This is a genomic window from Fictibacillus halophilus (assembly GCF_042680145.1).
Lineage (GTDB): Bacteria > Bacillota > Bacilli > Bacillales > Fictibacillaceae > Fictibacillus > Fictibacillus halophilus_A.
In genome coordinates, this window is record NZ_JBHTNQ010000001.1 from 1,168,512 (window position 1) to 1,194,158 (window position 25,647).

Annotated in this window: 24 protein-coding genes and 1 riboswitch; of the genes, 22 read left to right on the forward strand and 2 right to left on the reverse strand. The window is 40.3% G+C overall.

Annotated features, from left to right (window positions below; translation table 11 throughout):
- The first annotated feature begins 3 nt into the window (after positions 1–3).
- Positions 4–663: a class I SAM-dependent methyltransferase gene (locus ACFQ4X_RS06135; RefSeq protein WP_379837060.1), complete on the forward strand. Its 660-nt coding sequence runs from the start codon at positions 4–6 to the stop codon at positions 661–663.
- Positions 664–940: 277 nt separating this feature from the next.
- On the opposite strand, the gene ACFQ4X_RS06140 is transcribed toward ACFQ4X_RS06135, so the two are convergent.
- On the reverse strand, positions 941–2,650 hold the full coding sequence (locus ACFQ4X_RS06140) for an Rqc2 family fibronectin-binding protein (RefSeq protein ID WP_379833734.1): 1,710 nt from the start codon (positions 2,648–2,650) through the stop codon (positions 941–943).
- A 97-nt stretch (positions 2,651–2,747) separates the two neighbouring features.
- On the opposite strand from ACFQ4X_RS06140, the gene ACFQ4X_RS06145 reads away from it, so the two are divergent.
- The 17 genes from ACFQ4X_RS06145 (at position 2,748) to spoVM (ending at position 20,993) form a co-directional block, all read left to right on the forward strand.
- Complete coding sequence (locus tag ACFQ4X_RS06145; RefSeq protein WP_379833735.1) at positions 2,748–5,420, forward strand: calcium-translocating P-type ATPase, SERCA-type; 2,673 nt, start codon at positions 2,748–2,750, stop codon at positions 5,418–5,420.
- A 599-nt stretch (positions 5,421–6,019) separates the two neighbouring features.
- On the forward strand, positions 6,020–6,277 hold the full coding sequence (gene remA / locus ACFQ4X_RS06150) for an extracellular matrix/biofilm regulator RemA (RefSeq protein ID WP_066240628.1): 258 nt from the start codon (positions 6,020–6,022) through the stop codon (positions 6,275–6,277).
- 15 nt (positions 6,278–6,292) lie between these two features.
- Positions 6,293–6,910: a guanylate kinase gene (gene gmk / locus ACFQ4X_RS06155; protein ID WP_066289264.1), complete on the forward strand. Its 618-nt coding sequence runs from the start codon at positions 6,293–6,295 to the stop codon at positions 6,908–6,910.
- Positions 6,910–7,116, forward strand: coding sequence for a DNA-directed RNA polymerase subunit omega (rpoZ, locus tag ACFQ4X_RS06160; RefSeq protein ID WP_379833737.1), 207 nt, complete (start codon positions 6,910–6,912; stop codon positions 7,114–7,116). The genes gmk and rpoZ overlap by 1 nt, the downstream gene beginning before the upstream one ends.
- Positions 7,117–7,380: 264 nt before the next feature.
- Positions 7,381–8,589, forward strand: a complete 1,209-nt coding sequence (coaBC, locus tag ACFQ4X_RS06165) for a bifunctional phosphopantothenoylcysteine decarboxylase/phosphopantothenate--cysteine ligase CoaBC (RefSeq protein WP_379837062.1) — start codon at positions 7,381–7,383, stop codon at positions 8,587–8,589.
- Entirely contained in the window at positions 8,586–10,994 is a 2,409-nt protein-coding gene (priA, locus tag ACFQ4X_RS06170; protein ID WP_379833738.1) for a primosomal protein N', read from the forward strand. Before coaBC ends, priA begins: the two co-directional genes overlap by 4 nt.
- A 16-nt stretch (positions 10,995–11,010) precedes the next feature.
- Complete coding sequence (gene def / locus ACFQ4X_RS06175; protein ID WP_379833740.1) at positions 11,011–11,484, forward strand: peptide deformylase; 474 nt, start codon at positions 11,011–11,013, stop codon at positions 11,482–11,484.
- Between the two features lie 6 nt (positions 11,485–11,490).
- On the forward strand, positions 11,491–12,420 hold the full coding sequence (gene fmt, locus ACFQ4X_RS06180; RefSeq protein WP_379833741.1) for a methionyl-tRNA formyltransferase: 930 nt from the start codon (positions 11,491–11,493) through the stop codon (positions 12,418–12,420).
- A 2-nt stretch (positions 12,421–12,422) separates the two neighbouring features.
- Positions 12,423–13,796, forward strand: a complete 1,374-nt coding sequence (gene rsmB / locus ACFQ4X_RS06185; protein WP_379833743.1) for a 16S rRNA (cytosine(967)-C(5))-methyltransferase RsmB — start codon at positions 12,423–12,425, stop codon at positions 13,794–13,796.
- On the forward strand, positions 13,789–14,874 hold the full coding sequence (gene rlmN, locus ACFQ4X_RS06190) for a 23S rRNA (adenine(2503)-C(2))-methyltransferase RlmN (protein WP_130295728.1): 1,086 nt from the start codon (positions 13,789–13,791) through the stop codon (positions 14,872–14,874). Before rsmB ends, rlmN begins: the two co-directional genes overlap by 8 nt.
- A gap of 7 nt (positions 14,875–14,881) precedes the next feature.
- A complete protein-coding gene (locus tag ACFQ4X_RS06195) occupies positions 14,882–15,640 on the forward strand; it encodes a Stp1/IreP family PP2C-type Ser/Thr phosphatase (RefSeq protein ID WP_379833745.1) in 759 nt (252 codons plus the stop codon).
- Positions 15,637–17,604 (forward strand): Stk1 family PASTA domain-containing Ser/Thr kinase, encoded by a 1,968-nt coding sequence (pknB, locus tag ACFQ4X_RS06200; protein ID WP_379833747.1) that lies wholly within the window; start codon positions 15,637–15,639, stop codon positions 17,602–17,604. Before ACFQ4X_RS06195 ends, pknB begins: the two co-directional genes overlap by 4 nt.
- 2 nt (positions 17,605–17,606) lie before the next feature.
- A complete protein-coding gene (rsgA, locus tag ACFQ4X_RS06205) occupies positions 17,607–18,497 on the forward strand; it encodes a ribosome small subunit-dependent GTPase A (RefSeq protein WP_379833749.1) in 891 nt (296 codons plus the stop codon).
- Positions 18,498–19,145 carry a ribulose-phosphate 3-epimerase gene (gene rpe / locus ACFQ4X_RS06210; protein ID WP_379833750.1) on the forward strand — a complete coding sequence of 216 codons (648 nt, stop codon included), beginning with the start codon at positions 18,498–18,500 and terminating at the stop codon, positions 19,143–19,145. It begins immediately after the preceding gene.
- 19 nt (positions 19,146–19,164) lie between these two features.
- A riboswitch (TPP riboswitch) is annotated at positions 19,165–19,272 on the forward strand.
- A 322-nt stretch (positions 19,273–19,594) separates the two neighbouring features.
- Positions 19,595–20,164 carry an energy-coupled thiamine transporter ThiT gene (gene thiT / locus ACFQ4X_RS06215; RefSeq protein WP_379833752.1) on the forward strand — a complete coding sequence of 190 codons (570 nt, stop codon included), beginning with the start codon at positions 19,595–19,597 and terminating at the stop codon, positions 20,162–20,164.
- Complete coding sequence (locus ACFQ4X_RS06220) at positions 20,161–20,805, forward strand: thiamine diphosphokinase (RefSeq protein WP_379833753.1); 645 nt, start codon at positions 20,161–20,163, stop codon at positions 20,803–20,805. Before thiT ends, ACFQ4X_RS06220 begins: the two co-directional genes overlap by 4 nt.
- A gap of 107 nt (positions 20,806–20,912) precedes the next feature.
- Entirely contained in the window at positions 20,913–20,993 is an 81-nt protein-coding gene (gene spoVM, locus ACFQ4X_RS06225; RefSeq protein WP_066240671.1) for a stage V sporulation protein SpoVM, read from the forward strand.
- Positions 20,994–21,287: 294 nt separating this feature from the next.
- Here the strand turns inward: spoVM and rpmB are convergent, their stop codons facing one another.
- Positions 21,288–21,476 carry a 50S ribosomal protein L28 gene (gene rpmB / locus ACFQ4X_RS06230; RefSeq protein WP_066240673.1) on the reverse strand — a complete coding sequence of 63 codons (189 nt, stop codon included), beginning with the start codon at positions 21,474–21,476 and terminating at the stop codon, positions 21,288–21,290.
- A gap of 234 nt (positions 21,477–21,710) precedes the next feature.
- Between rpmB and ACFQ4X_RS06235 the strand changes: the two genes are divergently transcribed.
- The 4 genes from ACFQ4X_RS06235 to sdaAA all read left to right on the forward strand — a co-directional run bounded on the left by ACFQ4X_RS06235 (position 21,711) and on the right by sdaAA (position 25,646).
- Positions 21,711–22,073, forward strand: a complete 363-nt coding sequence (locus ACFQ4X_RS06235; RefSeq protein WP_066289314.1) for an Asp23/Gls24 family envelope stress response protein — start codon at positions 21,711–21,713, stop codon at positions 22,071–22,073.
- Between the two features lie 15 nt (positions 22,074–22,088).
- On the forward strand, positions 22,089–23,762 hold the full coding sequence (locus ACFQ4X_RS06240; RefSeq protein WP_379833755.1) for a DAK2 domain-containing protein: 1,674 nt from the start codon (positions 22,089–22,091) through the stop codon (positions 23,760–23,762).
- A 319-nt stretch (positions 23,763–24,081) separates the two neighbouring features.
- Positions 24,082–24,744: an L-serine ammonia-lyase, iron-sulfur-dependent subunit beta gene (sdaAB, locus tag ACFQ4X_RS06245; RefSeq protein WP_379833756.1), complete on the forward strand. Its 663-nt coding sequence runs from the start codon at positions 24,082–24,084 to the stop codon at positions 24,742–24,744.
- Positions 24,745–24,758: 14 nt separating this feature from the next.
- Positions 24,759–25,646: an L-serine ammonia-lyase, iron-sulfur-dependent, subunit alpha gene (gene sdaAA / locus ACFQ4X_RS06250; RefSeq protein ID WP_379833758.1), complete on the forward strand. Its 888-nt coding sequence runs from the start codon at positions 24,759–24,761 to the stop codon at positions 25,644–25,646.
- Position 25,647: the final 1 nt, after the last annotated feature.

The window sequence follows — 25,647 nt, forward strand, 5'->3', positions numbered from 1 at the left end:
AAAATGAACGGTGAAGAATTCGATGAGCTAGTATCTTTTTTTGACAGCATGGCACGGACAACATGGCTAAAAAGTGTTCATGATACTTTGAAAGAAACGACAGGATCTTGGAAAGATAAGGACATTTTAGATGTTGGATGCGGAACTGGCAGGTTATTGCTCCGGGGAGCAGAAGAAGCAAACAAACTTGTAGGGGTTGATCTTTCATCAGAAATGGTGAAAGCGAGTATTCAGCAATTTTTCTATCATGAACTAAGCGGGAAGAGCGAGTTTTTGGTAGCCGATGCAGAAAAACTGCCTTTTGAAGATGAATCTTTTCATCTGGCATTATCTACTTGCGTGATGTTTTTATTGCCAGATCCATCAAAGGGTATAAAAGAGATAAATCGTGTATTGAAAAAAGATGGACAGATCGCCATGCTTAATCCAAGCGAAAAGATGAGTCAAGAAACTGCTGCTCAGTACGCAAAAGAAAATGATATTTCTGGTTTTGAGAGAACGGCATTATTGAAATGGTCGAATGTCAGTACAAGAAGACACCGTTATACGGTAGATGAAATGACTGCAATGCTGGAAGAACTTCATTTTTCAGAGGTAACACATAAAGAAGTACTCGGTGGACTTGCCATTATCAGCATGGCAAAAAAAGACCAGGACAGCTAATCAATAGCTGTCCTGCTTTTTTGGCTAAATGATTGTTGTGAAAACTCTTCATTGACAAGTTGATTGGAGTGCAAGGTGCGAGACTCCTCGAAAATGAAAATCACATTTTCTTCGTGCGATGTAACGCTGCAGAAACCTTCCTTGTCCTGCGGGACGAGTGGGACAGGTGAGACTCCTAAAGGCGCAAAGCGCCAGGAGGCTCACCGCCCGCCCCGCGGAAAGCGAGTGCCTGGAGCGGAAACCAACTCTTTCAAATAACCACATAGTTTACGAAAACTTACTTTTTTAACTTGAAGACGATATCTTCGTCAGGTGTTACATACAATGTCTGCTGATTGTCATAGATAACAAATCCTGGTTTTGCTCCACTAGGTTTCTTAACATGCTTCACAAGTGTGAAATCAACAGGTACAGAACTGGAGTTTTTTGCTTTGCTGTAAAATCCAGCTAAGACAGCAGCCTCTTTTATATCTGTTTCACTAGGTTCAGCTGAACGAATTAGAACATGTGAGCCAGGAATGTCTTTCGTATGAAGCCATGTTTCGTTTGCGCGAGATAGTTTAAATGTTAAGTAGTCGTTTTGTTTATTGTTCTTTCCGACTAATATCTCTGTTCCATCACTAGAGACGAATTTTTCAGGCTGAGGTGTACTGTTTTGTTTTTTCTTTTGTTTGCTTTGGCGATGCTTCAGATATCCGCCTTCACCAAGTTCCTCTCGTATTTCCTCAACATCTTTCATCGAGGCAGAATCCATCTGAACGATGAGACGCTCAAAATAGAGAAGTTCGTTCTTGGATTTTTCTATCTGATCTTTTATGATAGAAACCGACTTTTTGAGTTTTCCATATTTTTTAAAATAGCTTTGAGCATTTTCAGCAGGTGTTTTTAAAGGATCAAGTTCGATTTTAACTAAAGGCTGGTCTTCACTAAAGTAATCCTCAACTTCTACTGCTTTATCGCCTTTTTTAGCCATGTACATATATGCAGTAAGAAGTTCTCCTTTACGCTGATATTCTTCAGCATTGACGGTTTGTTCGAGTTCTCGCTCTAGTTTTCCGATCTTTTTGATAATTTTGTCATACTCATTAGAGAGATATTTCTCAAGGTCGTTCGCCTGTTGTTTAATACGGTCGCGATCAGCTTTTCCATAAAAGAAGCGGTCCAGCAGCTTGCTGACGGTTTCAAACTGGCGAATTTCACCATCAATATGAGTTAAAGAAATGACTGAAAAGTATTCTTTCTTCTCATTTGTAATCATCTGCGGTTCATATCGCTTTTCAGCCAACTGATTCATAACTGATAAAAAGGCATCAGCTACTTGATCTTTTATGGTTAAGCCTGCTCGTTCTAGTATTTCTTTTGCGATTAAAGGAGAAAAACCGCTGAATCTCGCAACAAGCTGTTTGTCCAATTTACCTTCATTCCAAGAAATCTTAGAAATAAATTCTTCTTTCTCAGAAATAGAAAATGGGTCTATTTTTTCTTGTGCAGGAGGAAGTACATACTTAAATCCTGGCAGGATGGTCCTATGCCTGTTTTGAAAACTAGGAATATGTTTGATGCTGTCTATTATTTTCTCAGACTTTTCATCAGTCAAAATAATATTTGAGTGTCTTCCCATGATTTCCACGAAAAGTACTTTAGTGGTCTCGTCTCCAATTTCATCTCTGTTTTTAACGGTAATTTTAATAATCCGTTCTACGTCCAGCTGTTCAATTTTTTCAATAAAAGCGCCTTCTAGATGTTTTCTGAGCAGCATGCAAAACATAGGGGGAGTGTCAGGATTTTCGTATTGGTGTTCTGTCAGATGTATCCGTGCAAATGATGGATTTGCGGATATCAATAGCTTATGATTTTTTCCGTTTGAACGAATGGTAAATACAAGATCTGTTTTATGCGGCTGATAAACTTTTGAAATCCGTCCGGATGTTAAAGTCTCCTGAAGTTCAGCAGTTACAGCACGTGTCATTATTCCATCAAAACTCATGATAGGTTCACCTCTTATTTCTGATTCATAGTATAGCATTTTTGCGGACATGCCTGCATATAAATGGCTTTAACTAATCTTATTAGAGGTGGAAGCTATGAATTGGTACCAGCTGCCGCAAGACGAAATTGAATCAATACTCAACAGCAGGTTAGATGAAGGTCTAACGAAGAATGAGCAAGAAAAGCGATTGAAGCTTGATGGACCCAATCAGCTAGAAGAAGGTAAAAAGCAATCAGCTATTCTGATGTTCCTTGCACAGTTTAAAGACTTTATGGTGCTCGTGCTTTTGGCAGCAACATTGCTGTCTGGTTTTTTAGGGGAGTATCTGGATGCGATTGCTATTATCTTAATCGTTGTGATGAACGGAATTCTAGGGTTTATTCAAGAAAGAAAAGCAGAGAAATCCCTAGCTTCTCTAAAAGAATTATCTGCTCCGACCGCACAGGTTTTAAGAGAAGGTAAATGGGTTTCGATCGCAGCGAAAGATGTTGTTACAGGTGATGTAGTTAAGATTAAGAGTGGTGACAGAGTTGGTGCAGACATACGATTGCTCAAAACATCAGGCCTTCAAATTGAAGAGTCTGCTTTAACGGGTGAATCCGTTCCTGCCCAAAAGCATAACAATATTTTAACTGCAGACGAGCTTACACTTGGTGACCAGGATAACATGGCGTTTATGGGAACGATGGTAACTCGGGGGACGGGACAAGGAATCGTAGTTGCAACTGGTATGAAGACTGAGATGGGGAAGATTGCTCATTTAATACAATCGGCTGAGAACTTGGCAACTCCTCTTCAGATGAAACTTGAACAGCTCGGAAAAATTTTGATCGCTCTGGCATTGCTGTTAACTGTTCTTGTTGTACTAGCTGGGGTTTTGCAAGGGCACGATCTTTACAGCATGATTTTAGCAGGGGTTTCTTTGGCTGTTGCTGCAATACCTGAAGGGCTGCCTGCTATTGTTACCATTGCGCTCGCGCTTGGTGTACAAAAGATGATCCGTAAAAGAGCGATTGTACGCAAGCTTCCTTCGGTCGAAACGCTCGGGTGTGCTACTGTAATCTGTTCGGACAAAACAGGAACGCTTACACAAAATAAAATGACGGTGACTCGAATCTGGTCTCAAGGCAGACAGTGGATCGTCAATGATGATGGTTTCGAAGTTGCGGGATCAGGAATTAATGAAGATGGTAAACGAGGGGATAAGCTTACTGAAGTTTTAGCTTATGCCGCTCTTTGTAACAACGCTGTTCTTGAGGAAGGCAAGAATGGTTCTTTTATAGAGGTTGGAGATCCGACAGAAACAGCTTTATTAGTCAGCGCCTATAAAGCTGGAATTACTAAAGAATCATTAAGTGAACAGTTTACGATTCAGCATGAGTTTCCTTTTGATTCAACAAGAAAAATGATGAGTGTAATTGTTCAGGATACAGAAGGGAATCAGATGCTCGTTGTAAAAGGAGCTCCTGATGTCTTAATGGAAAAAAGCGATTATATTGTGTGGGATGATAAGAAACAGTTAATCAAGCAAGCTCATAAAGAGCGGATTAAAGAAGCGATCTATGCATTAGGAAGCCAAGCGCTCAGAACGATTGCTGTCGCTGTCCGGCCTCTAAAAGAGGGGGAATATTACGCCCAAGCCTCCTTTGCAGAAAGAAGCCTGACTTTTGTGGGACTTCAAGGAATGATGGATCCGCCCCGTCCAGAAGTAGAAGAAAGTATAAGAGACTGCCAGACTGCAGGTATTAAAACGATTATGATCACAGGTGACCATGTAGTAACTGCAGCGAGTATCGCCAAAAAGCTGAACATGCTCCCTGAGGGTGGCCGAGTGATGGAAGGTGCAGAGTTAGCACAGCTTAATGACGAAGAACTGGACAAAGTTTCAGAGAATGTTTATGTGTATGCGCGAGTATCACCGGAACATAAATTAAAAATTGTAAAGTCTTTGCAGAGAAAAGGCCATGTAGTTGCGATGACGGGTGACGGGGTGAATGACGCTCCTGCCATTAAGTCGGCTAATATAGGAATTGCTATGGGGATCACGGGAACAGATGTGGCGAAAGAAGCTTCTTCTCTTGTACTGGGGGATGATAACTTCGCAACTATTCGCTCAGCCATTGAAGAAGGAAGAAACATCTATGAAAATATCCGTAAGTTTATTCGATATCTATTAGCTTCAAACGTCGGAGAAATTCTTGTCATGCTATTTGCGATGATCATGGGACTGCCTTTGCCTCTCGTACCGATTCAAATTTTGTGGGTGAACCTCGTAACAGACGGACTGCCTGCAATGGCGTTGGGTGTGGACCAAGCGGAAGAAGACGTAATGAGACGAAAACCGCGGCAGGCAAAAGAAGGGGTTTTCTCAAGAGGACTGGGATGGAAGATCGTTTCCCGCGGCTTTTTAATAGGTGCAGCAACGATTCTCGCATTCTGGGTAACTTTAAAAGAAAATCCAGATCAGCTGATTGTAGCACAGTCAGTCGCGTTTGCTACACTCGTTATGGCGCAATTAATTCATGTGTTTGACTGCAGAAGTGAACGTTCGGTTTTCCACAGAAATCCGTTTCAAAACGGATATCTTGTTCTAGCAGTAATCTCATCGGTTTTATTGCTGCTTGTCGTAATGTATGTTCAGCCGTTACAAGAGATTTTCCACACTGTACCGCTTTCACTGAGACAATGGCTGCTTGTACTAGGCATGGCATCTATACCAACATTTGCATTAGCAGGTTTTCAGCTGTTTAAAAGAGAAATAAGATAAAAGGAAAGCTGGCTCAATTTTTCAGGAGCCAGCTTTGTTTGTTTTTTCTAAAATCAAGCAAATTCTGATAAGAATTTGCTCGATTTATGAGCGCCATGGAAGATTTATGAGCGGTTCTCAGAATTTACGAGCGGTTCTCAGGATTTACGAGCGGTTCTCAGGATTTATGAGCGGTTCTCAGGATTTACGAGCGGTTCTCAGGATTTATGAGCGGTTCTCAGGATTTACGAGCGGTTCTCAGAATTTACGAGCGGTTCTCAGGATTTACGAGCGGTTCTCAGAATTTACGAGCGGTTCTCAGGATTTACGAGCGGTTCTCAGAATTTACGATCGATTCCCAAAAATAACGAGCGAATCATAAACTTTAGGGTGTTCAGCGAGATATTTGGCTTCGGAGGAAGTTAAAAACCCGGTCCCTGCAAAGAGTCCCTTGTAATAAATCGCGATATTTCCTCAAATTGAGGGAAAATAGTTTAGATTCTCGATTTTGTGTGCTAAAATATAGGAACATGTGTACAGTTTTTCACAATATCGTGCAATTAGCGTATGACCCGTTATTCCATTTGGCTAGAATAGTAGCAGGTTAGGGGCGGTTAAAAATGAAATTAATTAATATTGGTTACGGAAATATTGTTGCTGCTCACCGGATTATTGCGGTAGTCAGTCCAGAATCTGCACCGATAAAACGATTAATCACGGTCGCAAGAGAAAAGAATATGCTGATTGATGCTACATATGGCCGCAGAACGAGAGCGGTCGTTGTGACCGACAGTGATCATGTCATTCTGTCGGCTGTACAGCCAGAAACTGTAGCTCATAGACTGATGTCGGTTGATGAGGGCTCAGAAGAAAGTTAGGTTGTGGAGGTTTATATGGAAAAAGAAAGAGGCATTCTGTTTGTGCTATCCGGTCCTTCAGGTGTAGGAAAGGGTACTGTTTGTAAAGCGCTTCGAGAACAAAAGCTGGACATTCAATACTCAGTCTCAGCCACTACAAGGCAGCCGCGTGAAGGTGAACGACATGGGGTAGAATACTTCTTTAAAACAAAAGAAGAATTTCTGAGCATGATTGAAAATAAAGAGCTGCTAGAGTGGGCAGAATATGTCGGCAACTATTATGGAACTCCGATCGAATATGTGAACCGCACACTTGATGAAGGCAAAGACGTTATTTTAGAGATTGAAGTTCAAGGTGCACTTCAAGTGAAAAATATTTTTCCAGAAGGTGTATTTATCTTCTTAACACCGCCAAGTCTTGATGAATTAAGAAGCCGTATTGTCGGGCGGGGCACTGAAACAGAAGATTTGATAAACAATCGTATGTCAGTTGCCAAAGAAGAGATCGAGCTTATGAAGCACTATGACTATTCTGTAGTTAATGATGAGATTGACTCAGCTTGTAACCGTATTAAAGCAATCATTACAACAGAACATTGCCGTGTAGACAGAGTTCGTCCGAAATACCAAAAAATTTTAGGAGATGACCAATAATGCTATATCCATCCATCGATTCTCTTATGGAAAAGATAGACTCAAAATACTCTCTTGTAACACTTAGTTCAAAACGTGCAAGAGAAATTCAAAAGCATGGCAACCAGCAGATTGCTAAACCTGTATCACATAAGTTTGTTGGTAAAGCACTTGAAGAAATTCAATCTGGTATCTTAAAAAAAGTTGGGGAAACACCTGCTGATTAATATATAGAACCTGAAAAAATATACAACCTTGTCTAAAGGTTGTTATTTTTTTGTTCTACTTTCGAAAAGTATAACTTGTTAGCAAGATGATTTTCGACGTAGCAAAACAAGTTTAGGTCGAAAGTATAAGCGCAACTAAAGCTGACGCGAAAGGCTTGGCGTCAGCCAAGTTTTCTTTATAAAAAATTCATAAAGTTTTTTAATACATATAAATGCTGTAAAATAGATGTGAATTGTTAAGCAAATGAGCGGCGGAAGGGGTTTATTATGGAAAAGAAAAAAATATTGCTTGCTGTTTCAGGCGGAATCGCTGCCTATAAAGCAGCTCCCGTAGCAAGTAAATTATATCAAAGCGGATATGAAGTGAAAGTTATACTCACTGCGTCTGCCCAGAAATTCATTACACCGTTAACCTTTCAAACGCTGACAAGGCAAGCCGTATATACAGATACGTTTGAGGAAAAAGAACCTTCAGTGGTGAGTCATATCGATATTGCAGATTGGGCAGACCTTGTACTGATAGCTCCTGCTACCGCAAATGTTATTGGGAAACTTGCAAACGGCATCGCGGACGATATGTTGTCAACGACATTACTAGCAACAAAAGCAGATGTGCTGATCGCGCCTGCTATGAATGTAAATATGTTTAATCATCCAGCTGTAAAAAAGAATATGGAAACTCTTGCTGCGTTCGGGTGGCGGTTTATAGAGCCGAATGAAGGGCTCCTTGCATGCGGATGGATTGGAAAAGGAAGGCTCGCAGAACCAGAGGAACTCATAAATGCTGTTCATATGTACTTTAAGGAGAAAAAAGAACATTCATTGCCTCTTTCAGGAAAGAAAGTCATGGTAACAGCTGGTCCGACAAGAGAGGAACTGGACCCAGTTCGTTATTTTACAAACCATTCCTCAGGAAAGATGGGATATGCGATCGCTTTTGCAGCAAAAAAACTTGGAGCAGACGTAACCCTGATAACGGGTCCTACATCACTTGATATACCATCAGGAGTACAAGTTGAAAGAGTCATTTCTGCAAAAGAAATGTTTGATAAAGCAATCAGTCTTTACGGGGAACAAGATATTGTCATTAAATGTGCAGCCGTAGCAGATTATACACCTGTTACAGTTCATTCAAATAAGTTCAAGAAAAAGAATGATACGTGGACGATTGAACTTAAGAAAACAGATGATATTTTAAAAGTGCTCGGTGAGAGAAAGGAACATCAAATTCTCGTAGGGTTTGCTGCGGAAACTGAAAATCTTGAAGACTATGCAAAAGATAAGTTATTAAGAAAGAATTTGGATATGGTAGTTGGAAACGATGTATCAAAAGAAGGATCCGGTTTTGGAAGTGATACTAACGAGATTATCATGATTAAAAAAGATGGTTCTATACGGCCGCTGCCTATTCTTACAAAAGAACAAGCAGCGAATGAAATACTAGAAGAAGTGATGGAAATGATGGAACGATGATTGCGGCAGTCGTTGTTGATGTCCCTTCAGGCAGTGTAAATAAGACGTTTGATTATAAGGTTCCTCCAGAGTTGGAGAATTGGGCAGAACCAGGAATGCGTGTGATCATCCCTTTCGGACCAAGAAAACTGCAAGGATTTATATTAGCAGTAAAGCAATCGTCTTCTGTAAAAGGTATAAAAAACATCACAGAAATACTCGATCCTCTTCCTGTTCTTACGCCGGAACTAATAGATCTAGGCCAATGGCTGGCAGAGAACACGCTAAGCTTTTATATCACTGCTTATCAGGCAATGCTTCCTGCAGCAATGAAAGCGACTTATGAAAAGTTTTTCACAGTACTCAGGGCGGAAATGTTATCGAGTGAAGTGTCTGTTCTTTTCTCGGCTAGTGGAGAACTAAGCTTAAACGAAGTAACAAATAACCATGTTCATCTGCTTAAGGAGCTTCAGGAACTGACTAAAACAGGAGTCTTGGATGTTGTCTATAAAGTAAAAGACAAAGCTAACAAAAAGAAGGTCAAATTTGTTTCTTTAGCAGACAAAACTGAAGCCGAAGAACTCCTGAAACAAAATGGTAAAAGAGCTGAAAAACAAAAAGCTGTAATTTCAGAGCTTTTAAGCAGACCGCCAGGTGAATATTCTCTGCAGGAAATTCTTCATGAGACAGGTGCTTCTCTATCTTCCGTTCAGTCGCTTTTTAAAAAAGGTGTCATTTATATGGAAGAAAAGGAAGTATACAGAGACCCTTTCCAAGGAAGAAACATAAAGCAGACAGAACCGCTTCCTTTAACGGAAAACCAGCAAAATGCCATAACTCCGATTTTAGATTCTATTGAAAACAATGAACATCAAACCATACTTGTTCATGGTGTTACCGGAAGCGGAAAGACCGAGATCTACCTTCAATCTATCCAATCCGTCTTAGATAGAGGGAAGGAAGCTATCGTTTTAGTTCCTGAGATCTCGCTCACACCTCAAATGGTCAACAGATTTAAAGGCCGCTTTGGAAGCTCTGTTGCAGTATTGCACAGTGCTTTGTCTATTGGAGAGAAATATGATGAATGGAGAAAGATCCTTCGAAAAGAAGTTTCCGTAGTTGTTGGCGCTCGCTCTGCCGTTTTTGCACCTTTTGAAAATTTAGGAATCGTCATCATAGACGAGGAACATGAATCAAGCTATAAGCAAGAAGATCATCCACGCTATCATGCAAGAGATGTAGCAATCTGGAGAGGCAAGTATCATTCTTGCCCTATTGTACTTGGAAGTGCAACACCGGCTTTGGAAACTTATGCAAGAGCACAAAAAGGACGCTATCAGCTTGCTGAACTAAGTTCCCGTGTTCACTCAAATCCGATGCCAGAAGTGACCATTGTGGATATGAGGGATGAGTTGAAAAACGGAAACCGCTCGATGTTTTCTAATGAATTAATGGAAAAACTAAAGGCTGGAATTGAAAAAGGAGAGCAATCTGTTCTTTTTCTTAACCGGCGCGGCTATGCCTCATTCATATTGTGCAGAGATTGCGGTTATGTAGCACAATGTCCGCATTGCGATATTTCTTTAACCTATCACAAAAGATATGGTGAATTAAAATGCCACTATTGCGGTTATAAAGAGATTACACCGTCAGCATGTCCTTCGTGTTCCTCAGAACATATTCGTTTTTTTGGAACAGGTACACAAAAGGTAGAAGAAGAGCTTGCTAAAGTTCTGCCTGAAGCTAGAGTGATTAGGATGGACGTTGATACAACTTCTAAAAAAGGAAGCCATGAACGGCTGCTGACAGCTTTTGGGGACGGTGAAGCAGATATATTGCTTGGCACACAGATGATCGCAAAAGGACTGGATTTCCCAAAGGTAACATTAGTAGGTGTTTTAGCTGCTGATACGATGCTGCATTTGCCAGATTTCAGAGCGTCAGAAAAAACATTTCAGCTTCTGACACAAGTGAGCGGCCGGGCAGGGAGGCATGAGCTGGAAGGGAAAGTCATTGTTCAAGGTTATGACGTTGAACATTACAGCATCCAGCTAGCTTCACAGCATGACTATCTCAGTTTTTATAATCATGAAATGAAAACAAGGAAACTTCATCAATACCCGCCATTTTATTATTTGGGCCTTCTAACCTTCAGTCACCTCGAATTGATGCAGGTTGTTGAAGCAAGTGAAAAGGCAGCAAGCTTTTTGTCAAAAAGGCTGTCACCTGACAGTCTCCTTCTTGGACCAGTAACGTCACCAATAGCGCGTGTGAAGGATAGATATCGGTACCAGGTAATGATAAAATACAAAAATGAACCAGAGCTGAGAAATTGGTTTGAAGAAATAATAGCCCATTTTCAAAAAGATAAAAGTATAAAAGATCTGCAAATTACTGGAGAGTTAAATGCCCAGACACTAATGTAGCAGTTAGGAGAATACGATGACAATTCTTAAGATTGTAGAACACCCAGATCCAGTTTTAGAAACGGAATGTGAACCGGTAAAAACGTTCGATAAAAAATTAAAAAAACTAATAAACGATATGTTTGATACGATGTACGAAGCAGAAGGAGTAGGTCTTGCAGCTCCTCAGATCGGGATTGCTAAACAGATTGCAGTTGTAGATGTTGGTGATGAAGAAGGACAAATCGTGTTGATCAATCCAGTTGTTACATCAGCTTCCGGAAGCCAGACCGGGCCAGAAGGCTGCTTAAGCTTCCCAGGGCTCTTCGGTGAGGTTGAACGCCCTTTTGAAGTAACTGTAAAAGCACAAGATGAGAATGGAAAAGAATTTACTATAAAAGCAAACGATTTTCTTGCCAGGGCACTTCTGCACGAGATCGATCATCTGCATGGCATTTTGTTTACATCTAAAGTAATCGCTTATTACGAAAACGAGGAAATGGAGAGATAGGATAACATGAAGATATTATTTATGGGAACACCTGACTTTTCTGTGCCCGTACTTCGTCAGCTAGTAGAAGATGGCTATGATGTTATTGGGGTTGTTACACAGCCGGACAAGCCAGTAGGAAGAAAAAAAGAAATTAAGCAGACACCTGTTAAAGAAGAAGCGATCAAACACGGTATTACAGTGTATCAACCCGTAAAGCTGCGTGAAAACTATGAAGAGATTCTGGCTATTAAACCTGATCTGATTGTTACGGCCGCTTACGGACAAATCCTGCCTAATGCAATTTTGGAAACACCTCAATATGGCTGTATCAATGTTCACGCCTCATTGCTTCCAAAATACAGAGGCGGAGCGCCGATCCATAAAAGCATAATCGACGGAAATGATAAAACCGGTATCACGATTATGTATATGGTTGAAAAATTAGACGCAGGTGATATACTTACCCAAGTTGAAGTACCGATCGAGGAAAATGACCATGTAGGCTCTATGCATGAAAAATTAAGTGCGGCCGGTGCTAAATTGTTATCAGAAACAATCCCATTGCTTGTTGAAGGGAAAATTACTCCTGTCCCTCAAAAGGAAGATGAAGTCACTTTTGCCTGGAACATAACACGAGAACAGGAAAAAATCGATTGGACCCGATCAGGAAAAGAGATCTATAACCATATTCGCGGTCTTCATCCGTGGCCAGTTGCTTATACGTTATTAAACGGCCAGCCTCTTAAAGTTTGGTGGGCGGAAAAACAAGAAACGAATGCCTCTGCAGAACCTGGTACTGTAATCGGATTACATGAAAATGGACTTCAGGTGGCCTCCGGGGATCAGACGAGCATCATTATTACAGACTTGCAGCTTTCTGGGAAAAAGAGAATGCTCGCTAGTGATTATCTTAAAGGAGCAAGCGTACCACAAGGCTTGAAATTAGGTGAATAAAGTTGGAAAACAACATACGGGCAATCGCCCTGGACGTTTTAATTAAAATAGAACAAAATCAGGCATACTCAAATTTACAGCTGAATCAAACACTCCAAAAAGCAAATGTTAAAGAGATTGATAAAGGTCTTTTAACAAGCATTGTTTATGGTACGATCCAGCGTAAAAACACGATAGATTTTTATTTGGATCAACTGCTGAATAAACCAATAAAGAAAAAGGACCGCTGGGTTCTATCATTGCTTAGACTGTCCATTTTTCAGATGCTTTACATGGACCGTGTTCCTGATCATGCAATCATACATGAAGCTGTAGAAATCGCTAAACAAAGAGGACATCAAGGTCTAGCTGGTCTTGTAAACGGTATTCTGCGCAAAATGCAGCGTGAGGGAACAGCTGAGATGGACAAAAAAGCAGGTGCCGGTTCCGAAAAAGCGGCTTTAACTTACAGCATGCCGCAGTGGCTTTTTGAACGCTGGAGCTCTCAATTCGGAAATGAAGATGCTGAAAAAATGGCCCAATCAAATCTTTTGCCTTCTCCAGTTACAGCGAGGGTAAATACGATGCTAACGACAAGAGACGAAGTTCTTCAGCAACTGGAGCAAGAAGGAGTTTCTGCAGAAGAAGGAGAATTGTCTCCTGAGGGTATCATAATAAAAGAAGGCTATCTTCCAGGAACAGAAGTATATAATAAAGGCTTAGTTACGATTCAGGATGAAAGCTCTATGCTTGTTGCAAGAGCTGTAGCTCCATTACCAGGAGAAACCATTCTCGATGCATGTGCTGCCCCAGGCGGCAAATCAACCCATATGGCTGAAATGATGAAAGGAAAAGGGAAAGTTGTTTCTTTGGACCTTCATGCCCATAAGATTGAATTGATTAATAAACAAGCGGAAAGACTGGGTCTTGAAAATATCGAAGCCTCCGTTTTAGATGCTAGAAAAGCAGGAGAAAAATACGATTCTGCATCTTTTAACAGAGTTCTAGTTGATGCCCCCTGCAGCGGGTTTGGTGTAATCCGCAAAAAACCTGATCTTAAATGGTCAAAAACAGAAGAAGATGTTCTAAAGCTTGCATCCATTCAAAAGGATATATTGGAGTCCGCTTCTAAAATGGTGAAAGCTGGAGGACTGCTAGTCTATAGCACTTGTACTGTAGATCAGGAAGAAAACAGCGAAGTAGCAGAATGGTTCCTTCAAAATCATCCTGAATTTGAATGGGATCCAGACTTTTCCGAAAAGATGCCAGAAAACGTGAAAACCTTTATAATAGAAGAACGATCAGATCTGCAAATTATGCCTCATTATTTTAATAGTGACGGCTTTTACATTGCGGCTTACAGAAAAAAGACAACAGGTGGTGAGAAACATGCTTAAACCATTAACAGATAAACAGACAAAGCCTAATATTAAACCTTCAATATTCTCATTGGAGCTTCACGAACTTGAAGCTTGGCTGACGGATATTAGAGAACCTAAATTCAGAGGCAAACAAATCTTTGAATGGCTGTATAAAAAACGTGTGTCTTCTTTTGAGGAAATGACAAATCTTCCAATAGGTTTACGAGAGAAGCTGGAAAAAGATTTTTATATCAAACCATTAAAAGAAGTGGTGCGCCAGGAATCAGCCGATGGCACGATCAAATTCTTATTTGAACTGCAAGATGGCTATTCAATTGAGACTGTACTTATGAGGCATGAGTATGGAAACAGTATTTGTGTAACGACACAAGTTGGGTGCCGACTTGGCTGTACCTTCTGTGCTTCTACTTTGGGAGGATTAAAGCGGAATCTGCAAGCTGGTGAAATTGTTGCCCAGGTTCTTCAGGTTCAGAGAGCTTTAGATGAAACAGAAGAAAGAGTAAGTTCTGTTGTTGTCATGGGGATTGGTGAACCGTTTGATAATTATGAAGGACTTATGTCATTCCTTAAGATTATCAACCATGATTTAGGGCTAAATATCGGTGCCCGCCATATCACGATTTCAACAAGCGGTGTGGTACCTTATATTTATAAATTTGCTGATGAAGGAATGCAGATTAATTTTGCGATTTCTCTTCATGCACCAAATACAGAAACAAGAAGCCGCTTAATGCCAGTTAACAGAATGTATCCATTAAACGAACTGATGGATTCCATTCGTTATTACATTAAGAAGACCGGCAGACGTGTAACATTTGAATATGGTTTATTCGGAAAAGTTAACGATACAGTAGAACATGCAAATGAACTTGCAGATCTTATTAAAGATATCAAGTGCCATGTTAACTTGATACCCGTAAACTATGTACCAGAAAGAGATTATGTAAGAACACCGAAAACACAAATATTTAAGTTCTTAGAGACGTTAACCTCAAGAGGCATAAATGCCACCATCAGAAGAGAACAAGGACATGACATTGACGCAGCATGCGGTCAGCTGCGTGCGAAGGAACGTAAAGAAGAGACGAGGTGACGGGGATATGCAAATTGCCTTTCAAACGGATGTTGGAATGGTAAGGAAGCATAATGAAGACAGCGGGGAAGTGTTCACAAAGGGTGAACACTTTCTTGCAGTTATTGCTGATGGTATGGGTGGTCATAAAGCGGGGGATATCGCAAGTCAGGAAGCCCTTAAAATAATTAAGGAAGCATGGGTTCATTTTGAAGAAAACATGGAAAATATTAAAGACTGGATTCAAAATGTACTGAACGATACCAATAAACATATATTCCAATTTTCGCAAGGGAACCCTGAGACTAGAGGGATGGGTACAACGATTGTAGTTGCCTTGGGAACGAATCGCGAGATCACTGTTGCTCATATTGGTGACAGCAGATGTTATTTATATTCAAAAGGTGAATTGAAAAGGGTAACCGATGACCATTCTCTCGTTCAGGAACTTGTGAAATCAGGTCAGATCACAGAAGATGAAGCCGAAATTCACCCAAGACGAAACTTGATTATGAAAGCTGTTGGAACCGATGAAACCGTTGAGGCAGAATTAAATGTGATCACTTGGCATTCTGGTGATTACCTATTGCTTTGTTCAGATGGATTATCGGACAAAGTGTCATTTAAAAAAATTAAAGAAGCATTGGATAACTCAATGGAAACTGTTGCCGATAAGGTTGAAAAATTAATTGCCTGGGCAAAAGATGCGGGTGGAGAAGATAACATAACTGCTATCCTTATTCAAAATAGTTCTGACACAGAAACAAAAGGGGAAGCAAAAGCATGATTGGAAAAAGAGTCAGTGGCCGCTACAAACTTTTGGAAGTAATTGGTGACGGCGGAATGGCCATCGTTTATCGAGCGAAAGATTTAATTCTCGATCGGGATGTTGCTGTAAAAGTTCTTCGTTCAGAGTTTAATAAGGATGAAGATTTTATTAGACGTTTTAAAAGGGAAGCAGAATCAGCTACAAGTCTTGATCATCCTAACATTGTAAGTATTTATGATGTCGGAGAAGACGAAGAAATCTATTTTATTGTTATGGAGTACGTGCAAGGGAAGACACTTAAACAATACATAAAAGAACATGGGAAAATATCTGTAGAAGAATCCTTGCACATTATGAAGCAAATTGTTTCAGGTATGGCAGTTGCCCATGATCATGGAATTATTCATCGTGATATTAAACCGCACAATATCTTAATTACTGAAAATGGAACAGCAAAACTTACTGATTTCGGGATTGCGCTGGCTATTACTTCTGCAACCATTACACATACTAATTCAATATTGGGATCTGTTCATTATTTTTCTCCTGAACAAGCTCGGGGTGGAATTGCCAATGCAAAGTCGGACATTTATTCGTTCGGAGCAGTTTTATATGAAATGGTTACAGGCAGAGTACCGTTTGTTGGTGAATCACCGGTTTCTGTTGCATTAAAACACCTGCAGGAAAATGTGATAGAGCCTCGCAGGCTTAATCCTGAGATTCCTCAAAGTGTTGAGAACATCATTTTAAAAGCACTGGCAAAAAATCCTCTTAAAAGGTATGACAGTGCACAAGAGCTGTTAACTGACATGAACTCTGCACTTTTGCCGGAACGTATGTATGAGCAAAAATGGAATGAGGACAGCGATGAGGATGAGAAAACTAAATTCATCCCACCGGTTGTTCCACCTCCTGTTGAAGAAAAACCCGTTATCAATGAAGAAGTGAAAACGCCGCAAAAGAAGAAAAAGAAATGGTGGCTCATCCTCCTGATAACCATTCTTCTATTAGGCGGAGCTGCAGTTGCTGCCTTTACCATATGGTCATCTGTATTTTCTGTACAAGAAGTCAATGTTCCAGATGTAGTTGGAGACGATTATGAGGATGCTTTTGATAAATTAAAAGCAAAAAGTCTAGATGTAAAACGAGAAGAAGTTTTTGATCCGGAAGTTGAAGACGGCCATGTAATCCGACAGAATCCTTCTGGTGGAACGGTTGTAAAAGAGCATGCAGTTATTATACTTCATGTTTCAAAAGGTCCGGAAAAGGAAGATATGCCTGATGTAGAAGGCTACAACATCGAATCAGCACAGGCACTTTTAAAAGATAAAGGATTTACGGATATTGATATCAATTATGAGGAATCCGATTCTGAGCCAGAAGGGACAGTACTTACTCAAAGTCCTGACAGAGATGAGAAGGTAACTCCTGCTGAGACTACAGTTACTTTAACAGTCAGCTCGGGTACTCCAACGGTCCAAATATCAAATTTAATCGGATTAACTCAGCAAGATGCTGAAACGTTTGCAGATAATGAGGGACTGTTAGCTGAATTTACGTCTGAGTATTCTGATACTGTTGAAAAAGGAAAAGTCATTTCCCAAGACCCTGCTCCTTTTACACAAGTTGAAAAGGGAGCAACCATTACAGTCGTTCTGTCGGATGGCCCAGATCCAAATAAAGAAGAACCAGATGAATCCGAAGAAACTGCGGGAGACCGCACCACGACTGAAAAAATAAATGTAAAGCTAAACAAAAAAGATAAGAATGAGCCTGCCCGTGTAAAAATTGTTTATTCGGACAAAAATGCAGCAAATGAAGTTTTCGTGGAAGAAGAAATAACAGAATCAAAGGAGTATTCTCTGCCTTTGACTATTGCTGAAGGCGGCAGCGCTTCTTACGTTGTTTATATCAATGATAAAGAAGCAAAGAAAGAAACAATAAATTATGATGATATTCAGGAAGGGGACGATGGTGATTAAGCATGCCTGAAGGAAGAATCGTTAAAGCGCTGGCTGGTTTTTATTACGTAAAAGAAACAGGCAAGACTGAAGTTTTCCAATGCAGGGGAAGGGGAAACTTTCGAAAAAAGAAAGTGAACCCGCTTGTTGGTGACTGGGTAGAATATGAATCCAGCAATGTTACGGATGGCTATATTCTTGATGTGAAAGAAAGAAAAAATGAATTAGTCCGCCCTCCCATCGCAAACGTAGACCAGGCCATTCTCGTTTTTTCGGCAACCGAACCTGATTTTAGCACGCTTCTCTTAGACAGGTTTCTAGTTCATATAGAGGCAAATGATATTTTGCCTGTAATCTGTATTTCGAAAATGGACCTTGTCCAGGGTACTGAAGAACTTGATGAGATTCAAAAATATATTGAAACTTATAAAAGATTAGGCTACGATGTGTATCCGACTTCAACAAAAACAGACGACAGCCTGGAGATGTTCTACCCGCTTTTTAAAGATAAAGTGACGGTATTTGCCGGGCAGTCCGGCGTCGGGAAATCCTCGCTGTTAAATGCCATTAATCCAGAACTCATGCTTGAAACGAACGAGATATCAAGCCATTTAGGACGGGGTAAACATACAACACGCCATGTTGAACTCATCTTGTTTGGAAACGGACTTGTAGCCGATACACCTGGATTCAGTTCCTTGGATTTCATGAACATTGAAGCTGAAGACTTGTCTATGTATTTTCCTGAAATGAATGAGAGACGAGGTAATTGTAAGTTCCGCGGGTGTTCACATACTTCTGAACCTAAATGTGCTGTCAAACAAGGTGTCGAAGAAGGTGCAATTCCACAGTTTCGATATGATCATTACGTGAGTTTTTTACAGGAAATAAAAGATCAAAAACGGAGGTACTAAATGGTTAAAATAGCTCCTTCCATTTTATCGGCTGACTTTTCAAAGTTAGGCGAAGAAATAAAAGCGGTTGAGATGGCCGGTGCCGATTACATTCATGTAGATGTGATGGACGGACATTTCGTACCGAATATTACGATGGGTCCTCTTGTTCTTAAAGCAATACGTCCATTGACTGAACTACCGCTGGACGTACATTTAATGATAGAAAATCCGGATTCGTATATTGAGGAATTTGCCGAAGCAGGTGCAGATATTATTACTGTTCATGTTGAAGCGGCAACTCATCTTCACAGAACGATACAATTGATTAAAGCTAAAGGTGTTAAAGCAGGCGTTGTATTAAACCCAGCTACTCCAGTTGATGCAATAAAGCATATCATTCATGATATCGATATGGTTTTGCTTATGACTGTTAACCCTGGATTTGGCGGACAGTCATTTATTCAAAATGTTGTACCAAAGATCAGAGAAGTCTCTGAGCTAGTACAGACTCATGGGCTGAATGTAGAAATTGAGGTAGATGGCGGTGTTAATTCTGAAACAGCCCCTTTATGCATTGAAGCAGGTGCGAACGTTTTAGTAGCCGGTTCTGCCATATATGGGAAAAAAGATTTAAAAGATGCAATAAACTCCATTCGTGGTGTATAATTAAGGTGTTAATAAAATAAGTAACCACAGGGGGAGTCCTATTAATGGGCTGAGAGGGGAGTGTACTCCCGACCCTTTGAACCTGAAGCTGGATAATGCCTGCGTAGGGATGTGGAGTCGTACTTTTTGCATTCAGATGATATGAATCTTAAAGCAACCGCACTCACATGCCGGTTGCTTTTTTTATTTTATTAAAGGCTGTTTTCGTAATCTTTGTTGCTATTAGAAGACGTTGATATCCGCTCCAGGATGCTCGCTTTCCGCGGGGCGTGCGGCGAGCCCCCTAGGCTAATAAGCCTGCCGGGGTCTCACCTGTCCCGCTGCTCCCGCAGGAGTCTCGCACCTTGCGCTCCAATCAACTATTCAACGATGCACATTAAAAAAAACATTCAAAAGCAGCAGCTTTTAGAAAACAGCCTTTTCAAATCATCGATCGAGGAGGATAAAAGATGAAAAACAACAACGTTTTACTATTAACAGAAATAGCTATTATGGCTGCACTTTCATTGATATTAGGACTTATAAAATTCAATGGCGTTTGGCCGCAAGGGGGTTCTGTCTCTCTAGAAATGGTGCCGATTTTTCTAATAGCGTTCAGAAGGGGATTAAAAGCAGGTGTTTTTACAGGATTAGCAGTAGGTTTGCTTCAGTTGCTAGTGAACCCATATATCGTTCACCCTGCTCAGCTCATTTTAGATTACCCGCTTGCTTTTGCCTTAGCAGGTGTTGCGGGGGCATTTGCGCCGTCAATTACTCAAAATAAAGCAAAGAGAACTTTACTGATGGTTACAGGAATCTTTATTGGATGTGCGTTGAGACTTGCTTCACATGTATTATCCGGAGTTATTTTCTTTAGTGATTTTGCCGAAGAGATGAATGTATGGCTTTATTCGATTATGTACAACGGTTCGTTTATGGTCGTCATTTTTGGAATTACATCTCTAATCGTGATTTTTATAACTAACACTGCTCCAAGATTATTGCATGCAGCAAGAAAGGGATATCATCAGGCAGCATGAAAATAAGGATTGTTGCCGGTGGTCCAGATCATCTGATCCCAGAACTTAAAAACTATGATACCTCATCAGGAGATCTGTGGGTTGGTGTTGACAGAGGTACATTCATCCTTTTGCAAAAAGGGATTAAGCCTGCATATGCTTTCGGTGATTTTGATTCAGTTTCTGCAGCAGAAAAGGATAATATCCTAAAGTCAGATATTATTCTGAATCAATATCAGTCAGAAAAAGATTTCACTGATATGGAATTAGCCCTTCAATGGGCAATGGATCAGAAACCGGAAGAAATACTTTTATTCGGCGCAACTGGAGGAAGACTGGATCACGAGATAATGAACATCCAGCTGCTCTATAGAACTATTTCTAGCAATGCTGATGTGAAGGTAATAGATATAAAAAATGAAATCTCTCTAAAGCTGCCTGGAAAATATACGATTGAAAGAGAGGGACATTACTCTTATATCTCTTTCTTAGCTTTTCAGGAAGAAGTAAAAGGCATCACACTAAAGGGATTTAAATATCCTTTAGTAAAGGCTTCCTTGAAGATGGGGTCTTCGCTCTGTATATCAAATGAGCTTGTAAATAAAAGTGGTACTTATTCTTTCGACTCTGGCATAATATTGATGGTAAAGAGCCATGATTAATTAAATCATGGGAAAACAGGCCCCGAGACACCTTTTTATAAGACGGGGAATATTGTATGTTAGGTTTTTGCTCTTATCATTTTTTATGGGCCTGGAGGAGGGGTAAGATGAAATTTTATACCATTAAACTTCCTAGATTCTTAGGGGGATTCGTACGTGCCATCTTAGGTTCTTTTAAAAAAGGATAACAAACAAAAAAAGCGCCTTGTGCGCTTTTTTTGTGTTTATTAAGATATCTAAAGTTTATATTTACAGTACGTGTTCTTAAATCTATTACACCGTTCCCGCACAAACACCGTTTTCACGCAAAAAGTTCTTTGTTCCACGCAGAAACTAATATAATCACGCAGGATCTCTTTCTGACCACGCAGAAATCACGCTCAATGTGTAATTAATATCAAAAAAATGCACTAAAAAGTGTACAGCCTCCACATATTTATTGAAAATAAAAAAAAACAGCAGCCTCTGCTGCCGTTTTTTTATTAAACGCGTTCTACTTTACCTGATTTAAGTGCACGAGCAGATACGTATACGCGCTTAGGCTTTCCGTCCACAAGAATGCGAACCTTTTGGACATTAGCTCCCCAGCTTTTCTTTGATTTGTTCATTGCGTGAGAACGCTTGTTACCAGTTTTAGGTCCTTTTCCAGTAATAAAACATTTACGAGCCATAGTAGGTGAACCTCCTTTACAGCAAAAAAGCTTTGCATCAATTCAATCGTATGTTAAATACTAAATAATATTAGCATGACTCTCTGAGCATTGCAACATATTCATTATGGTTTTCAAGTAAATTTCCTTGACAATACTTTTTACATAGTGTGAAATGTAGTAGTCCTTTCAAAAAAACCTAATGTATAGTAAAATATTTGTTAGCCATTTAACAATTTAAAGGGGGATGTAAGCATGTCCATTGAAATGAAAACAACCTATGGTCAAATTGATATTTCTAATGAAGTGATTGCTACTATCGCTGGCGGTGCAGCAATTGATTGTTACGGAATTGTTGGCATGGCATCAAGAAAGCAATTAAAGGATGGATTAACTGAACTTTTAGGACGTGAAAATTTCTCCCGAGGGATCGTTGTCCGACAAGAGGAAGATGAAGTACATATTGATATGTATATCATTGTAAGCTACGGAACAAAGATTTCTGAAGTGGCTCATAATGTTCAGAACAAAGTGAAATATACCCTGGATCAAATGCTTGGATTGGCGGTTGACTCAGTCAATATCTATGTTCAGGGTGTCAGGGTGACAACCCCTTAGTTAGGAGGAAGTTTTGTGTCTTTAAAAGTATTAGACGGAAAAAAGTTTGCAAAAATGGTGCTCGAGGGTGCTTCAAACTTATCAAGAAATGCAGCAATGGTCGATGCACTTAATGTATTTCCTGTCCCAGATGGTGATACAGGAACAAACATGAACTTAACGATTACATCTGGTGCAAAAGAGGTTGAGAAAAACACTTCAAGTCAAATAGGCGCTGTAGCAAACGCGTTCGCTAAAGGGCTTTTAATGGGAGCAAGAGGGAACTCTGGCGTTATTCTATCTCAGTTATTCAGAGGGTTTTCTAAAGCTATTGAAGGCAAAGAAACCATTACAGCTGCAGAGTTTGCTAATGCGTTTGACAAGGGTGTAGAAACTGCATACAAAGCTGTAATGAAGCCTGTCGAAGGTACAATTTTAACAGTTGCAAAAGATGCTGCTAAAAAAGCAGTAAAAGAAGCAAAAAAATCAGATGATGTCCTTTATATTATGAAGGAACTCGTTAAAGAATCTAAAGCTTCCTTAAACCGCACACCAGATCTTCTTCCTGTTTTAAAAGAAGTAGGGGTAGTAGATTCGGGCGGACAAGGTCTAGTCACTGTATATGAAGGCTTTTTAGCTGTATTAGAAGGAAGAGAGCTGCCTAAAGTTTCAGTAAATGCTCCTTCCATGGGTGAACTTGTCAACGCGGAACATCACAAAGCTCAAATCCACATGAAAACTGAAGATATCCACTTTGGATACTGCACAGAGTTCATGGTGAAATTTGAAGAAAACAAAGTTAAAAACAATCCATTTGATGAAATGAACTTCCGAAACGAGCTTGCAGAACATGGTGACTCTCTTCTCGTTGTTGCGGATGATGATGTGGTAAAAGTGCACATTCATACAGAGCAGCCAGGTAACATGCTGACTCTTGCTCACCGTTATGGGAGTTTGATCAACATTAAGATTGAAAATATGCGTGAACAGCATTCGGCGATCTTAGAAAGTGAAAATGAAATTATTCCTTCTTACTCTCAGCCTGCTGAGAAAAAGAAAGAATACGGGATTGTTACAGTTGCTATGGGCGAAGGAATCGAAGAAATGTTTTCTTCAATGGGAGCATCAGTTATCCAAGGCGGACAGACTATGAACCCTAGTACGGAAGACATTGTACGTGCTATTTCTGAAGTAAATGCAGAAAAAGTATTCATTCTTCCTAACAATAGCAATATCATTATGGCATCTGAACAGGCTGCAAGCGTTGTTGATGAAGAAGTTGTCATCATCCGTACTAAGACTGTTCCTCAAGGCATCGCTTCAATCTTAGCGTTCAACCCTTCGGCAGATATGAAGGAAAACGAAAAGAAGATGAACGAAGCCATTACTTCTGTAAAATCCGGGCAAGTAACTTACGCTGTCAGAGACACATCAATCGATGGTGTTGAGATTGCTAAAGGTGACTTTATGGGGATTTCAGAGGGTAAAATCATCACTTCAAAGACAAATAAGTTAGAAGTGACGAAAGAGCTTTTAGGAAAAATGATGGATGAAGATTCAGAAATCGTAACCATCATTTATGGTGAAGATTCTTCTGAAGATGAAGCGCAAGAACTTGCTGATTTCATCGAAGAAAAATTCCCAGATGCTGAAGCTGAGATCCATGACGGAAAACAGCCGATCTACTCATTTATTCTCTCAGTTGAGTAAAAATTAGGCTGTTTTCGCATACATTGTTGATTTTGGAAGTGGTTGATTTCCGCTCCAGGATGCTCGCTTTCCACGGGGCGTGCGGTGAGCCTCCTGCCGCTTTGCACCATTAGGAGTCTCACCTGACCGCTCGTCCCCTAGGAGTCTCGCACCTTGCGCTCCAATCAACTTGCAAATGATGAGAATTGAAAAGCCAAAAGCAACAATCCTTTAGAAAAGAGCCAAAAATTAAAAGTATTCTCTCTTAAACTTAAAGTGTGATAAAGTTAAGAGGGAATACTTATTTTATTTGGAAAAAACGCAATCGAAGGAGATCGTCATGAAATATAAAAGTGTTTTTGATATTATCGGTCCCATAATGATTGGACCATCAAGTTCACATACAGCCGGTGCTGCAAGAATTGGAAGAGTAGCAAGACATTTATTTGGCAGAAAGCCGGAGTTTGCAAAGATTTCTTTTTACGGTTCTTTTGCGAAAACGTATCGCGGTCATGGAACTGATGTTGCTATAGTCGGTGGAATATTAGACTATGACACATTTGATACCCGGATTGTGGATGCGCTTACAATAGCGAAACAGGAAGGTATTGAAGTATCGATGACTGAGGAAGATGCAGTCACTGACCATCCTAATACAGCACGAGTAATTATTGGTGATGAGAATGGGCAGATTGAAGTTGTAGGAATTTCAATTGGCGGCGGAAAGATCGAAATTACAGAATTGAACGGTTTCAGTCTGAGGCTGTCAGGCAACCATCCGGCACTTCTTATTGTCCATAATGACAAGTACGGGGCTATTGCAGGTGTTGCGAACATTTTAGCGAAGCATGAGATTAACATTGGGCATATGGAAGTTTCACGTAAGGAAAAAGGTAAAGAAGCATTAATGGTGATTGAAATTGATCAGAATGCGGATGAAGTTATCATCAATGAATTGAATTCTCTTCCTATTGTCCAGCAAGTCGTAAAGATACATGATTAAGAGGTGAGGAACTAATGTTTCGTAATGTAGCTGAATTAATAGAATTAGCTGAATCAAATAAATGCAAAATTGCAGATATAATGATTGAACAAGAGATGGAAGTAACAGGCCGTTCAAGAGAAGAAGTTACTTCATTCATGGACCGGAATTTAACCGTTATGGAAGAAGCAGTATTACGAGGGATAACAGAGGACGTTAAATCTCATTCTGGTTTAACTGGAGGAGATGGAAAGCTTTTGCAGGCCTATATTAAGTCCGGCAAATCCCTTTCTGGAGATCTGATGCTTGATGCTGTCAGTAAAGCTATGGCAACTAATGAAGTAAATGCTGCAATGGGTACAATCTGTGCGACGCCAACTGCAGGCTCTGCAGGAGTTGTCCCCGGAACTTTATTTGCATTAAAAGGAAAGCTTAATCCTACAAGGGAACAGATGATTGAATATCTGTTTACAGCAGGAGCATTTGGATTTGTGGTAGCTAACAATGCTTCAATTTCAGGAGCTGCAGGAGGCTGTCAAGCAGAGGTTGGTTCCGCTACTGGTATGGCAGCAGCGGCGATTGTAGAATTAGCTGGTGGAACACCTTCACAGGCAGCTGAGGCAATGGCTATCGCATTAAAGAACATGCTTGGTTTAGTTTGTGATCCTGTAGCAGGTCTCGTAGAGGTTCCGTGTGTAAAAAGAAACGCGATGGGAGCAAGCAATGCAATTGTTGCAGCAGACATGGCTTTAGCTGGTATCGTAAGCAGAATTCCTTGTGATGAAGTAATAGATGCTATGTATAAGATCGGTCAGTCAATGCCTTCTGCACTTCGTGAAACCGCTCAAGGCGGTCTTGCTGCTACTCCAACTGGAAGAGAGCTTGAGGCAAAAATATTCGGCATTCCGCTAAATGAGAAGTAAT